We start from the raw sequence: 14,455 nt of genomic DNA, 5'->3' as shown, positions 1-14,455 counted from the left end.
GGCTAGGGCTTTTTTGTATTCTTGCTTTATAAAAAATCTCTCCTTGGATAAAGGAGAGATATGGTTAATGACGTCCAAGGAGTTTTTTAATTCCTTGAATAAATTTGTATTTAATAGGACTTGGATAGTAGCGAAAGGTCCCCATTTTGCGGACAATGTAACCATTGAAGTTCTGTTTGAAACGAAGAACCCCATCTGATCCGTCAAATTCCCCAGTAATACCAAGGAAGTTGTACAGAGGGATATGTTTGTTTATAGCTTGTTGCATAGCGTATTCTTGTAGTAAATAGGGAGCGTTAAATTGGCTAAATTGAGGATAAAATCCTCCAAAAAGGTAGATGGACTCTTGCTTCGTGTAGATAATTAGGTTGGAAGCTATGGCTGTGTCACCGGTATAACCCTCTGCTAGGAAGCTTTGCACCTGACCAAGTAACTTTTCAATTTTTAAAAGTTTTGTTCGTTCTATAGAGAGTTTAGTTTGAATTTTCTTAGAAGTTGGATTTTTTTCCAATTGACTTATTTCTTTCCTGACAAGTCTTTTCTCTATAGTTAGTTGTTCCAAGTAGTCTTTGAAATTGATGGTTGCAACTAGGAATTCGACATTATTTTTGAAACAATCGTAGAAATCTTGATAGTAGTCTAACTCTTTATTTTGATAGCCTCTCCTTTCTGAAGTTGCATCTTGAATATCCTTAAAGATACTCAGTTCTTCTCTTTTTAGAGGGCGAATTGTTATAGGATAACTATGTCCCTTCTTAATTAGACGTTTTCCATTTGAATTGAAACTAGAAACCAGATTATTTTTTTCAAAATTTGTTAAGTCTTTAATAAAGTGCCAAACTGGTTCACCATTTGGATAACCGGTTTGAAGTCCATCATGTATGAATCCTAAGTGAGTTAATATTTGAATATTTTTTTTGTTTTCTGTGCTGAGTGGACGACCTTGTTTATCAAAGGTTTGATAGGTGTCGTATGGCTTAACAATAAGCTCAAGTGCACCATTTGTTTTGGCATAATTTTGGAGTTCTTGGTAGAATTGTCCCAGATATTTTTGGTCAAGAGAAGCTGGCCCAGAATTGATTTCCATATGAAGTCCACCAGTCATAGGAAGACTATATAGTACTCCAGCTACTTGAATGTCACCACCATGTCTAAGACCTAGATAAGTCACTTTATAACCACGCCTTGAAAGAAGCTCAGCCATTTCCAGAGACTGCATAAAAGACTTGGTTTGGACTTTTTCACAAAATGTTTGAAAACTTTCTGGTGTTAGAATTTCTAATGCCATTAATGGTTACTCCTTACTTTTTTACGCCAATTGTAGGCTAGCATGCCAAGTTTATAAAAAGGGCTGACTGGGATGTTAAACTCACCAATGTATTCTTCGATACTTGGGTTAAAATTGGATTTAAATTTCGTTAATCCATCGTCAAGAGTGCCTTCAACTCCTCCCATATTTGCCCAAATAATGCCATCAGCAAAGGCATCTTCGAAAACTTTAGGATAAAGGGAGTATTGCGGGTAGAATTTTTTAAATTCATCATTCATACCAGCGTAGAGCATTTCCATAACATTACCAAATGAGACAGATAGGATGCCTGCAATGATGAGTTCATCTGGGTATTTACCAACAAATTCTTCAAATTCTGTTACATATTTTTGAACAGATGTTTTTTGTTGGGTAAGTTTAGTTAGGCGTTTTTTTTGGTGCTCAGCAGTCTCAGCTAAATCTTTTTCGATTTGTGCTAACTGTTCTTTATACTCTACTAAGCGTTTTGGAAGATTAACCTTTGCAAGATGGAGGTAAGCATCGTCACCATAGGTTTCCATCATTTTTCGGAAGTATTCTTCATTTCGGAGAGCAACGCCTTTACGATTTTCTGTTAGAGCAACGACATCAGCAAAAGCCTTCACGTCGGAAATATTTCCTCGGCTAGTAACAACACCTCGATTGATAGCATCTTTCATGAGGCGTTTCGTGTGTTTTGGGAAAGCAGAGGTCATATCGGATTGTGTGTAAACATTGGCTTGAAAACGTGGTTGGATACTTTCAGCAATTTCCATTGTTCTGCCTGTCCACTCAGCTCCTGCAGAGATGAGGTTGTCAACAACTGCCAACGTCTCTGCATTTTCTTCGACATCTTCACCAATCTTATACTGTTTCAATAATAGAGCCGGATCACACTTAATAAAAAGAGCATGTTTACTTTTACCATATTTTTTTAGCGATTTAACCACAAAGTCAACCAGTTCTTTATTATTGTAGTCCATGATTGGTCCACGTGGAATATAGAGCATAGTGAATCCAAGTGGCAAGGACTTAATCAAAATTGATGCAGAGGCAACTAATTTCCCATTTTGATAGAAACCGAGGCGTTCATTGCCCCAATTATCTTTGATTTTTGCCCAATTTGAACTTTGCAATAAATTAGTTTGTGAACTCGACTTAGCAAATTCATCGTGTTCTTGGGCTGAAATCCCAACTTTATATGTGTACATTATTTTAAGACCCACTCTCTAATAGCGTGTGCAACGCCACTTTCTTCATTTGATTTGGTAATATATTTAGCGATTTTCTTGAGTTCTGCTGTGCCATTTTCCATAACGACAGGATTACCAACGACCTCTAGCATGGCGCGGTCATTTTCGGCATCACCGATGGCCATGGTCTGATTCTTGCTAAGCCCCATCTTTTCAGCGAGATGAATGATAGCATTCCCCTTGCTTGTGTTTTTGTTCATAAACTCAAGGTAGAAAGGTGTTGATTTAACGATATTATACTTGTCATGAAATTCTTGAGGAATCTTTGCAATGGCAGCATCTAGAATCTCTGGATCGTCAATGAACATCATTTTGACGATTTCCTTGTTAGCCATTTCTTCGGGTGTTCGATAAAAAATTGGCATATTAACCAGAGTTGACTCATGAACGGTATACTTGCCGATATTACGATTGGCAGTATAGATTCCTTCCTTGGTGATGGCATGCATATGAACATTTAACTTACGGCTGAGAAATTCAATGTCCTGATAATCTTCATAGGTCATGATTTCTTTGACAATGTCCTCACCAGTTGAGGTATCTTGTACTAGACCGCCATTGAAGGTAATCACATAGTCACCCGCATCTTTGAGATTAAGTTCATCAAGTAAATTTTGTACCCCAGCAATGGGACGACCGGTAGCAATGATGATCTTGACTCCCTGAGCTTTTGCATCTTGAATAGCTTGATAGACCTCGGGTGTTATTTTTCGGTCACTTGTAATGAGGGTGCCGTCAATATCAACAGCAACTAGTTTGATAGACATGATTTTCTCCATTTATCTCATAAATTTTCTATCTACTATCTTACTAAAAATCCTGATATTTGTCATGGGTGATGTAGAAATGTGGATGTTTTGCCAAAAGAATAGGTTTATACTATACTAAAACAAGAAAAGGAGGAGCATGATGAAGTGGCAAGATAAGGTTTTAATTGATTTTTCAAAAAATAGGCAGTTGCAAACTGAACGGCTACAGTTGAGACCTATGACAATAGAAGATCTGACCGACTACCATGAGTACACATCTGATGAAGAGGTACTCGAATTTGACTATTTCCCTCATAAAAATTTGGCTGAGAGTGAATTATCCTTGGTTAAGTGGAATTTATCTCAGCCATTGGGGCGCTATGGTATTGAGTTGTTATCTGAAGGGAAGCTAATTGGTAATGCTAGTCTGCGCCCAACTCAAGAAAGAGTCTTGGAAATTGGTTATACTTTGAACAAGGATTATTGGCAGCAAGGTTTGGGGACTGAAGTTGTTTGTGCTCTTTGTCAGTTGGCTTTTGATAAAATAGCTGCGCAGGCCGTTCAAGCAACGGTTATCGCTGACAATCACGCGTCAATTGCTTTGCTTAAAAAATGTGGTTTTCAAAAGATTGCACAAGATGACCAAGCAAACAATAGCCGTGGTGAGATTTGCTTAACCTATACCTATGAGTTGAAATCCCACTAAGTATAACCTACTATGTCGTTTTTAGTACGAGATTAGGGGAGTTCTATGTCCAGTGAACGATTTGAAGTGGCAAATCAGGAATCGAAGTCCTCAGTCGTAGAAGTCTTAATAGATGGATGAAAAGAGTATATGACAACCTAAGAAGCGTTTTTAACAATTCTAGGTAGAAAATTTCTTTTTTATCTGCCTGGCGTAAGAGCGGTTGATAAAAATTTTTAATTTGTCTGTCCGTCAAAACATCTTAAAAAGTTAATCTTACATCAATTTTCAGGATTAAAGTGTTCGTTTGATAGGTAGGACATAAAGGTTTCTTTGTCGGATGAAAAGAGGTCATCAAGGATCAACATTTCTTTTGGAAAATAGAAACGGCGATCACCATAGTTTGTGCCCATTAGTGTTTGTACAAGTGCTGAAAGACTTGATAATTCTACAACTGTCCCATCTTTTTGTAGCATGTTGATTTCGGTGCGAGGTTTCGTCTTTTCAGGTCGGTAGATATCGTATGGCAAATCAAAGTTGACATGAATACCTGTGTAGTAGTCTGGGTCAAAACCGACAGATTTGACAAGTTCTGATAAGTGATGTAATTCTGTTTCTGCTTCTTGGTTGAAAGTGACGGATTTAAATATTTTTCGATTGATGAACCGACTTGCGAGGTCAGCTAAAATGCTATCTTCTGATGACATCCATGTTTGAAAATAGGTATTCATCACGCCATCGTCCAGAGCTAAATAATCAGTTAGATCAGCCCTATTTTCAAAAAAAGGAATAAGATTGGGTGAGGTTCTTTGAAAAAAGCCCTGATCAAGGTGATAGAGTGACTTGGCACGTTTGAGAAGATTTTGTAAGAGTACTTCCATCGCACGGCTAGCAGGATGAAAATAAACTTGCATATACATCTGATAGCGACTGACTAGGTAGTCTTCTACAGCATGCATACCACTAGAGCTGAAAGCAATTCCGTCGCCAACAGGTTGAATGACTCTAAGAATGCGTGTCAAATCAAATTGTCCATAGCTAACACCACTGTAATAGGAATCTCTCAGTAGGTAGTCCATACGATCACAGTCAATCTGGCTAGAAATTAGTTGTACAACCTGTTTATTTGGATAGGTGTGATTGATGACGCTGGCCACTTTATCGGGAAAGTCTGGAGATACTTGTTTTAAGATGGTGTTGATTTCTGTTTCTGGGCTAGTAATAATTTCCTGTGTGTAGGCTTCGTGATCGGTCTCGAAAAGTCGTTCAAAGGTGTGAGAATAAGCACCATGACCGACATCATGGAGTAAGGCTGCTGTCATTGTAAGCAGAGACTCATCTGGATTCCAAAACTCTTGATATTTGCGGTCAAAAATATTAGTCACTCGTCTGGCAATTTCATAAACGCCTAAACAATGGGTGAAACGGCTGTGTTCAGCACCATGAAAAGTGCTAGCAGTTGTTGGCACTTGCTTGATTCGGCGAAGGCGTTGAAACTCTTTACTGTTGATGAGGTCGTAGATAACCTGATTGTTAACGTTAATATAATTGTGAACGGGGTCACGGAAAACTTTTTCATTCATGCTTTCATTATAACAAAAAGTCTTGAAAAAGCCTGAAAATAGGTTGTTTACTCAGAACAAATGTATGAAGGAAATCATTTGTTGAAAAACTTTTGAAAACCTAAAAATCTCAAATTTTTAGGTATTTCGAGAGAGTTTACTCAAAAATGGTTGTCTTCTTTTCCAAAAATAGCTCTTGAAAAAATTGCTTTCTGTAACTATTATTTTTGACACCTTAACTTTTCAGAATAAATTTTTGTATTTCAGAAATTTATTGGAACTTTTTTCATGCGTATGTCATGGTTGTTTACTTGTGATTTCTTTACAAATACCTGACTTTAATTTACAATAGCTTATAGCGATTATTGGTTCTCAGAAATGGCAAAGCCATATAGGAAAAGGAGAAAAAGTGCAACTTACCATCAAAAATCGAATCAATCTCGATGATCAGACAGAGCTTATCAAACAAGTTTATACTGTTGAAGTCACTGAAAAAAATCATCAATTGTACCTTATTTATACCAACGAGGAAAATGAAAAAGTAATTATTAAATGCTCAAAAAATGAAATGCTCATGACTCGTTACTCACTTCCGAAGTCTATTATGCGTTTTCATCGTGATAGTCCAGCTCTTGTGACTATACCTACACCTTTAGGACTCCAACAATTAGTAACGGTTACTCAGAAATTTTATACTGATTTTGAAAAACAGATGATAGCCATTGACTATCAGTTAAGACAATTAGAGACTGAAGCGCTTTTTGCAGAGTATCAACTAGAACTCAGTTGGCAATAAAATACGACTTGACTTTTTGAGAAAGATTGCTTGTTTTGAAGGAATGTCTTGCAAATCATTTGAAAATCTGATAAAATTTCAGTTATATCAAGGGAGTAGCAGACGGATTTTTCCGTGATAAGGTCGTCATTACGAAATCATTGATTTCCGGCCTTATCTTAAACCGCGAGACTTGTTTTTGGAACAGGTCTCTTTTTATTTTAAAAGAAACTTGGAGACAGTTAAGGGGAGACCCTTGTATCAAAAAGGAGGAGACGGAATGTCTAAAGAACAAAGTAAGACGTTGTTTTATACGCAAACTAAGGATGAAGTTCTGAAGGAGTTAGAGACTTCTAAAGAGGGATTGTCTACTGCTGAGGCAAAACAGCGTTTAACTGCTTACGGGCGTAATGAGCTTGATGAAGGTGAGAAACGTGGATTATTGGCTAAATTTATTGATCAGTTCAAAGATTTGATGATCATCATTTTGCTTGTTGCTGCAGCCCTATCTGTTATTACAGAAGGGATGGAAGGGTTGACAGATGCACTGATAATCTTGGCTGTTGTCGTATTGAACGCTGCTTTTGGTGTTTATCAGGAAGGTCAGGCTGAGGCTGCTATTGAAGCTTTAAAGAATATGTCTAGCCCTATCGCTCGTGTTCGTCGTGATGGTCACGTTATTGAAGTGGATTCGAAGGACCTAGTTCCAGGTGATATTGTCATGTTGGAGGCTGGCGATGTTGTTCCAGCTGATATGCGTCTTTTAGAAGCTGCTTCTTTGAAAATTGAAGAGGCTGCTTTGACCGGAGAATCTGTCCCTGTCGAGAAAGATTTGACTGTGGAAGTAGCAGCGGATGCTGGTATTGGTGATCGTGTCAATATGGCTTATCAAAATTCAAATGTTACTTACGGGCGTGGTGTAGGAGTTATCACTAATACAGGAATGTACACCGAAGTTGGTAAGATTGCAGATATGTTGGCAAATGCAGATGAGACTGACACACCATTAAAACAAAACCTCAACCAATTGTCTAAAGTACTAACTTATTTGGTTGTTGCGATTGCTCTTGTGACTTTTATTGTAGGTGTTTTTGTTCGAGGCGAGGAGCCTTTGAAAGGCTTAATGGTTGCTGTTGCACTTGCTGTTGCCGCTATTCCTGAAGGTCTTCCGGCCATTGTTACTATCGTTCTTTCAATGGGAACAACCACTCTTGCTAAACGTAATTCGATTGTACGAAAATTGCCAGCAGTAGAAACGCTTGGTTCGACAGAAATCATTGCTTCAGATAAAACTGGTACCTTGACCATGAATCAAATGACTGTCGAAAAGGTTTACACGAATGGTCAGTTGCAAAGTTCTGCTAGCGATATTACTGCTGATAACAATACCTTACGGATTATGAACTTTGCCAACGATACGAAAGTTGACCCCAATGGCAAACTTATTGGTGATCCAACTGAAACTGCTTTGGTTCAATTTGGTTTTGATCATAGTTTTGATGTCCGTGATGCGTTGCAAACGGAACCTCGTGTGGCTGAATTGCCATTTGACTCAGACCGTAAACTCATGTCAACAATCCATAAACAGGCTGATGGTCGCTACTTTGTTGCCGTTAAGGGTGCTCCAGATCAGTTGCTCAAACGGGTGACAAAGATTGAAGAGAATGGTAATATTCGCTCGATTACAGAAGCTGATAAACAAACGATCCTCGCAATCAATAAAGATCTGGCCAAACAAGCCCTACGTGTCCTAATGATGGCTTATAAATATGTGTCAGAAGTTCCTACACTTGAAACAGAAATTGTTGAAGCAGACCTTATCTTCTCAGGTTTGGTTGGGATGATTGACCCCGAACGTCCTGAGGCAGCAGATGCTGTTAAAGTAGCCAAAGAAGCAGGTATTCGTCCAATCATGATTACTGGTGACCATCAGGATACTGCGGAAGCCATTGCTAAACGTCTTGGTATTATCGAAGATGATGGTGAAGATCATGTCTTTACGGGTGCAGAACTCAATGAATTGTCCGACGAAGAATTCCAAAAAGTCTTTAAACAATACTCTGTTTATGCGCGCGTGTCTCCAGAGCATAAGGTTCGTATTGTTAAAGCTTGGCAAAATGAAGGCAAGGTAGTTGCCATGACAGGTGATGGTGTTAATGATGCACCATCTCTTAAGACAGCTGATATCGGGATTGGTATGGGAATTACTGGTACAGAAGTATCTAAGGGTGCTTCAGATATGGTCTTGGCTGATGATAATTTTGCAACGATTATTGTTGCCGTTGAAGAAGGACGTAAAGTCTTCTCAAACATTCAAAAATCGATTCAATACTTACTATCTGCTAATATGGCTGAAGTCTTTACTATTTTCTTTGCCACGCTCTTTGGTTGGGACGTACTTGAGCCTGTCCATCTTTTGTGGATTAACTTGGTAACTGACACCCTTCCTGCAATTGCTCTTGGTGTTGAACCAGCTGAGCCAGGTGTTATGACCCACAAGCCTCGCGGACGTAAGTCAAGTTTCTTTGATGGTGGTGTTATGGGAGCTATTATTTATCAAGGAATTTTCCAAACGCTTTTAGTTCTTGGTGTTTATGGATGGGCACTCCTTTATCCAGAACACACGGAAACCCACATGATGCACGAAGATGCGTTGACAATGGCTTTTGCCACACTAGGTCTTATTCAATTGATTCATGCTTTCAATGTGAAATCTGTTTACCAATCTATCTTTACTGTTGGTGCTTTTAAGAATAAAACCTTTAACTGGTCAATTCCTGTTGCCTTCGTTCTTTTGATGTTGACAATCGTAGTTCCAGGTTTTAACACTCTGTTCCATGTTTCGCATTTGTCAGTGACACAATGGGGAGCAGTTATTATTGGAAGTTTGTTAATGCTTGTTCTTGTTGAAGTGGTCAAAGCTGTGCAACGAGCACTTGGACAAGATGAAAAAGCTATTTAAGACTATACAAAAGGGTTTGTGAGAAAGTCCAAATTCATCTAGAGTTCACTTCATTTCCATGTTTAAAAGATTCACTGAATTTTTGAATTATGTGGAAGTAAGGGAGCTCTTTTTGCATAATCTTTTGGAGACATATGCGTACGCATAAAAATTAAAGATGCAAACGAAGTTTATCAAATATCAACTTTAAAGGTGATTTAATACCATAAAAGTATTCTCTTTCTGATTTCTACAATCCCAATATATCCAGCCTGATATAGGCTTTTTAAGGGAATGACTAACAGCAGGGATTATGCTAAAATAGAAGTCAGAAATGAGGTAGGCATGATAAAAGCAATTATTTTTGATATGGACGGTGTTCTGTTTGATACGGAAAATTTTTATTTGAAACGTAGGGAAACATTTTTGGCAGAAAAGGGTATTTCGATTTCTCATGTTGATGCCAAAGAATTTATTGGTGGTCGGCTTGAAGAAGTTTGGCGAAAATTTTTGGCGCATTATGATTTGCACTTTGATGTTAAAGAACTTCGAGCAGAGTATACCGCCTATAAAAGTCAACATAAGGCACCTTATGCTGATTTGATTTTTCCAGATGTTAAGGAGGTTCTGGAAACGCTTTATCGAATGAACATTCAGATGGGATTAGCTTCAAATTCAGAACTGTCAGATATTAAGTTGGCTTTGGAAAGTTCAGGGATTGCTTCATATTTTTCAGTAGTGCTGTCGGGGAGTGATTTTACACAAGCAAAACCCAATCCTGAAATTTACAACGTTGCCTGTGACAAGTTGGGCTTTGATAAAGCTGAGACTTTGATTATTGAAGATAGTGAAAAAGGAATAGCAGCAGGCAAAGCAGCGGGAATAGATGTAATGGCTATCCGAGATAAGATTTTTGGGATAGATCAGTCTCAGGCTGATATAATTGTAGAAGATTTGATGGATGTTTTAGCCTATGTTAAAGAGGAAAGAAATAATTGTTAAAAAAGATTGGGAAACTCTCTCAATCTTTTTGACATCTTTGACATCATTTGTAACCATTGCGACTTGCGACTTTTACAATTTTTCCGTAAAATAAGAACATGGATATTAAGGCGGAAATTCAGCAAATAGCTAAGGAAATTGGCATTTCCAAGATTGGTTTTACCACAGCAGACGATTTTCAGTATTTGGAAAAATCATTGCGTTTGGGAGTAGAAGAGGATAGGACAACTGGCTTTGAACACAAGGTGATTGAGGAAAGGATTTATCCAAAGTTATCTTTGGAATCCGCCAAGACCATTATTTCCATTGCAGTGGCCTATCCGCATAAATTACCCGTTAAGCCGCTCAAAACCCAGTATAAACGTGGGAAAATCACACCAAATTCTTGGGGACTTGACTATCATTATGTTCTTCAGGATAAACTCAAACGTCTGGCAGAGGGCATTGAAAAACTAACGGAAAATTTTGAGTATAAAGGCATGGTTGACACGGGTGCTCTGGTTGACACAGCTGTTGCCAAGCGAGCAGGTATTGGTTTCATTGGTAAAAATGGTTTAGTCATTTCAAAGGAATTCGGCTCTTACATGTATTTAGGTGAATTGATTACCAATTTGGAAATCGAGCCAGACCAGCCTGTTAGCTATGATTGTGGAAATTGTCAGCGTTGCTTAGATGCTTGTCCAACGTCCTGCTTGATTGGTGACGGGACTATGAATGCTCGTCGTTGTTTGTCCTTTCAGACGCAGGACAAGGGCATGATGGCTATGGAATTTCGTAAGAAAATCAAGACCGTCATTTATGGCTGTGATATTTGTCAGATTTCCTGTCCTTACAATAAAGGCCTAAGCAACCCGATGGCGAGTGAGATTAACCCTGAATTAGCAGAGCCTGAGCTCATTCCCTTTCTAGAATTGACCAATAAGTCTTTCAAAGAAACATTTGGCATGATTGCGGGGAGCTGGCGGGGGAAAAACATTCTGCAACGTAATGCTATTATTGCGCTCGCTAATGCTCATGATAGAAGTGCTATTGTCAAACTCATGGAAATCATTGATAAGAATAACAATCCGATTCATACCGCAACAGCCATATGGGCGCTAGGTGAGATTGTCAAAAAACCAGATGAAGCTATGCTGGACTTTATGCGCAGCCTTTGTCCCAAAGAGGAAGAAAGCCAAAAAGAGTTGGAACTCGTGCGTGCAAAATGGCAATTTTAGATAGCTTGTGTTACAATTAATTAGATTTTAAGAAAAAAGGAGTAAACTCATGGAAGTGGCTGAAATTCGCCAAAAAATAGTAGAAAATCAAGAGAAGTTGACTAGCTTCAGGAGGTCTCTTTGACTTAGATCGTTTGGAAGAGGACATTGCCCTCCTTGAAAATCGAATGACAGAGCCAGATTTCTGGAATGACAATATTGCGGCCCAGAAAACATCGCAAGAATTAAATGATTTGAAACAAACCTATCAGACTTTCAACGATATGCAGGAGCTTTCCGATGAAACTGAGCTTTATTTGGAAATGCTAGACGAAGATGATAGCGTTCAAGCAGACTTAGAAGAAAGTCTTGAAAAGCTGGATAAGATGATGACGAGCTATGAGATGACTCTTCTCTTGTCTGAGCCTTATGACCACAATAATGCCATCTTGGAAATCCACCCAGGTTCTGGTGGCACTGAGGCACAGGATTGGGCGGATATGCTCTTTCGTATGTACACTCGTTTTGGAAATGCCAAGGGCTTCAAAGTGGAAACATTAGATTATCAAGCAGGAGATGAAGCAGGTATTAAGTCGGTGACTCTTTCGTTTGAAGGTCCTAATGCTTATGGTCTTTTAAAATCAGAGATGGGAGTTCATCGTTTGGTGCGTATCTCGCCATTTGATTCTGCCAAACGTCGCCACACTTCTTTTACTTCTGTTGAAGTCATGCCAGAGTTGGATGATACCATTGAGGTTGAGATTCGTGATGACGATATCAAGATGGATACCTTCCGTTCAGGCGGTGCTGGTGGACAAAATGTCAATAAGGTATCAACAGGTGTTCGTCTGACCCATATTCCTACAGGAATTGTCGTAGCTTCAACAGTTGACCGCACGCAGTACGGTAACCGTGATCGCGCTATGAAGATGCTTCAAGCTAAACTCTATCAATTGGAACAAGAGAAGAAGGCTGAAGAAGTTAATGCTCTCAAAGGAGATAAGAAGGAAATCACATGGGGCAGTCAAATCCGCTCTTACGTTTTCACTCCTTATACCATGGTTAAAGACCACCGCACAGGTTTTGAAGTTGCCCAAGTGGACAAAGTCATGGATGGGGATATAGAAGGTTTTATTGATGCCTATCTTAAATGGCGTTTGGATTGATTAGAAAGTAACATTCCAACTCATCAGAGAGAATTTTTCTCTGAACACTAACGAAAGGAAAAAGGCTGAGTGCACTATGAGGATAAGTCACTGACTTGCCACTCTTATGACGCTCAAACAAGTTTTATTATGGCTTTAATTGAAATGAAGGATGTTACCAAAAAGTATCATCGCTCTACAACGGCCTTGAGAGATATCAACGTCTCCGTAAATCAAGGTGAATTTGTCTATATAGTTGGTCCCTCTGGGGCGGGTAAATCAACTTTTATCAAGCTGCTTTACCGCGAAGAAAAGATTACAAGTGGAAGTTTACATGTTGGCGAGTTTGATTTGAATAAATTGAAAAAACGTGAAATCCCCCTCTTACGTCGTTCAGTAGGAGTGGTATTTCAAGATTACAAACTGCTACCACGCAAAACTGTTTTTGAAAATGTGGCTTATGCCATGGAAGTTATCGGTGAAAAACGCCGTAATATCAAAAAACGTGTTCCTGAGGTATTAGATTTGGTTGGGCTCAAACATAAAATGCGCTCTTTTCCAGAACAACTGTCTGGAGGTGAGCAGCAACGTGTAGCCATTGCCAGAGCTATTGTCAACAGTCCAAAGCTTTTGATTGCTGATGAACCAACAGGAAACCTTGATCCAGAAATTTCGTGGGAAATCATGCAATTGCTAGAGCGTATCAATTTGCAAGGTACAACAGTGTTGATGGCAACGCACAATAGCCAAATTGTGAATGCTCTTCGACACCGTGTTATTGCAATTGAAGACGGACGTATTGTTCGTGATGAAGAGAAAGGGGACTACGGTTACGATGATTAGATATTTTTTCCGTCACCAGTGGGAAGCCATTAAAAGTTTGAAACGAAATTTTTGGATGACTTTGGCTTCTGTCAGTACGGTGGCAATTACTCTGACCCTTTTTGGTATTTTTGCTGCAGTGCTATTGAATACAGAACGTTTAGCAACAGGAGTTGAGAAGAACATTCAAATTAATGTTTATCTTGATGTTAATTCAACAGATAATGTGCAAACAGTAAAAAACGAAGCTGGTGAAGATGTTGCTAATGAAAACTATCAAGTAGTTAAGAAAGCAATTGAAAAGTTAAGCCATGTATCTTCTGTAACCTATTCTAGTAAGGATGAGCAGTTGGCTAAGCTGAAAGAGACTTATGGCGATGATTGGAAACTTTTTGATGGAGATTCTAACCCGTTGCAAGATGTTTACATTGTAGAGGCAGATCAACCTTCACATGTAAAATCACTTGCTAAAGCCATTCGTAAGGTTGCTGGTGTTGAATCAGTTAACTATGGTGGTTCCGATTCGGATAATCTTTTCAAAGTTGCTCGTATTATCCGTACATGGGGCTTGGTTGGTACAGGCTTGTTGATTTTTGTTGCTATCTTCTTAATTTCTAATACGATTCGTATTACTATCATGTCACGTCGCCGTGATATTGAAATTATGCGTTTGGTAGGTGCTAAGAATTCATATATTCGTGGACCATTCTTCTATGAAGGAGCATGGGTTGGTTTCTTAGGTGCTATTGCACCAGCTGCTATTGTGTATTTCTTGTACAATTTTGCATACGATGAGTTCAATTTACAACTTCAAGTACAAGGGTTATCACTTTACCCTTCAGGTTACTTCGTCCCAGCAATTGTCGGTTCTCTCTTTATTATCGGTATTATTATCGGTGCGATAGGATCGGTACTTTCAATGCGACGTTATTTAAAATTCTAAAAATAATAACCCCTTCTCGTCAAACAACGAGAGGGGGATTTTTTGTCTCACGAAAACCACTAGCTGTGCTAGTGGTTCCGAAAAGCTTTTAGCG

At 38.8% G+C, this 14,455-nt stretch carries 12 protein-coding genes; 8 read left to right on the top strand and 4 right to left on the bottom strand.

Features of this window, described 5'->3' with window-relative positions:
• Positions 1-64: 64 nt before the first annotated feature.
• The 3 genes from ABZ559_RS08780 to yidA are packed head-to-tail and all read right to left on the bottom strand — an operon-like array spanning position 65 to position 3,308.
• Positions 65-1,288: an aminoacyltransferase gene (locus ABZ559_RS08780; RefSeq protein WP_367006027.1), complete on the bottom strand. Its 1,224-nt coding sequence runs from the start codon at positions 1,286-1,288 to the stop codon at positions 65-67.
• The gene (locus ABZ559_RS08775) at positions 1,288-2,499 is read right to left on the bottom strand and encodes an aminoacyltransferase (protein ID WP_367006025.1); all 1,212 of its coding nucleotides are present in this window, start codon (positions 2,497-2,499) and stop codon (positions 1,288-1,290) included. Before ABZ559_RS08775 ends, ABZ559_RS08780 begins: the two co-directional genes overlap by 1 nt.
• On the bottom strand, positions 2,499-3,308 hold the full coding sequence (yidA, locus tag ABZ559_RS08770) for a sugar-phosphatase (RefSeq protein WP_367006023.1): 810 nt from the start codon (positions 3,306-3,308) through the stop codon (positions 2,499-2,501). Before yidA ends, ABZ559_RS08775 begins: the two co-directional genes overlap by 1 nt.
• 139 nt (positions 3,309-3,447) lie before the next feature.
• On the opposite strand from yidA, the gene ABZ559_RS08765 reads away from it, so the two are divergent.
• Complete coding sequence (locus tag ABZ559_RS08765; RefSeq protein WP_367006021.1) at positions 3,448-3,996, top strand: GNAT family protein; 549 nt, start codon at positions 3,448-3,450, stop codon at positions 3,994-3,996.
• 260 nt (positions 3,997-4,256) lie between these two features.
• On the opposite strand, the gene ABZ559_RS08760 is transcribed toward ABZ559_RS08765, so the two are convergent.
• Positions 4,257-5,558, bottom strand: a complete 1,302-nt coding sequence (locus tag ABZ559_RS08760; RefSeq protein WP_367006020.1) for an HD domain-containing protein — start codon at positions 5,556-5,558, stop codon at positions 4,257-4,259.
• A gap of 388 nt (positions 5,559-5,946) precedes the next feature.
• Here ABZ559_RS08760 and ABZ559_RS08755 point away from each other — a divergent pair, with 388 nt between their 5' ends.
• From ABZ559_RS08755 to ftsX, 7 genes are all read left to right on the top strand, one after another.
• Positions 5,947-6,333 (top strand): DUF1934 domain-containing protein, encoded by a 387-nt coding sequence (locus tag ABZ559_RS08755; protein ID WP_018375930.1) that lies wholly within the window; start codon positions 5,947-5,949, stop codon positions 6,331-6,333.
• A 259-nt stretch (positions 6,334-6,592) separates the two neighbouring features.
• Positions 6,593-9,274 (top strand): cation-translocating P-type ATPase, encoded by a 2,682-nt coding sequence (locus ABZ559_RS08750; protein WP_367006018.1) that lies wholly within the window; start codon positions 6,593-6,595, stop codon positions 9,272-9,274.
• Between the two features lie 324 nt (positions 9,275-9,598).
• Positions 9,599-10,255 carry an HAD family phosphatase gene (locus tag ABZ559_RS08745; RefSeq protein WP_273413986.1) on the top strand — a complete coding sequence of 219 codons (657 nt, stop codon included), beginning with the start codon at positions 9,599-9,601 and terminating at the stop codon, positions 10,253-10,255.
• Positions 10,256-10,353: 98 nt separating this feature from the next.
• The gene (gene queG / locus ABZ559_RS08740) at positions 10,354-11,472 is read left to right on the top strand and encodes a tRNA epoxyqueuosine(34) reductase QueG (RefSeq protein WP_367006016.1); all 1,119 of its coding nucleotides are present in this window, start codon (positions 10,354-10,356) and stop codon (positions 11,470-11,472) included.
• A 49-nt stretch (positions 11,473-11,521) separates the two neighbouring features.
• Positions 11,522-12,617 (top strand): peptide chain release factor 2 gene (prfB, locus tag ABZ559_RS08735; RefSeq protein ID WP_156812745.1). Its coding sequence is split into 2 segments (ribosomal slippage): positions 11,522-11,593 and positions 11,595-12,617, totalling 1,095 coding nucleotides; the frame shifts between segments, so codons are not numbered across the junction.
• 129 nt (positions 12,618-12,746) lie between these two features.
• The gene (gene ftsE / locus ABZ559_RS08730; protein WP_026217154.1) at positions 12,747-13,439 is read left to right on the top strand and encodes a cell division ATP-binding protein FtsE; all 693 of its coding nucleotides are present in this window, start codon (positions 12,747-12,749) and stop codon (positions 13,437-13,439) included.
• Complete coding sequence (gene ftsX, locus ABZ559_RS08725) at positions 13,432-14,361, top strand: permease-like cell division protein FtsX (protein ID WP_018375907.1); 930 nt, start codon at positions 13,432-13,434, stop codon at positions 14,359-14,361. The genes ftsE and ftsX overlap by 8 nt, the downstream gene beginning before the upstream one ends.
• Positions 14,362-14,455 lie beyond the last annotated feature (94 nt).

The organism is Streptococcus sp. ZY19097 (genome assembly GCF_040731245.1).
In the GTDB taxonomy this organism is placed as follows: domain Bacteria; phylum Bacillota; class Bacilli; order Lactobacillales; family Streptococcaceae; genus Streptococcus; species Streptococcus orisratti.
Note: the sequence above shows the minus strand (reverse complement) of the source record. Positions and strands in the feature narration are given on the sequence as shown.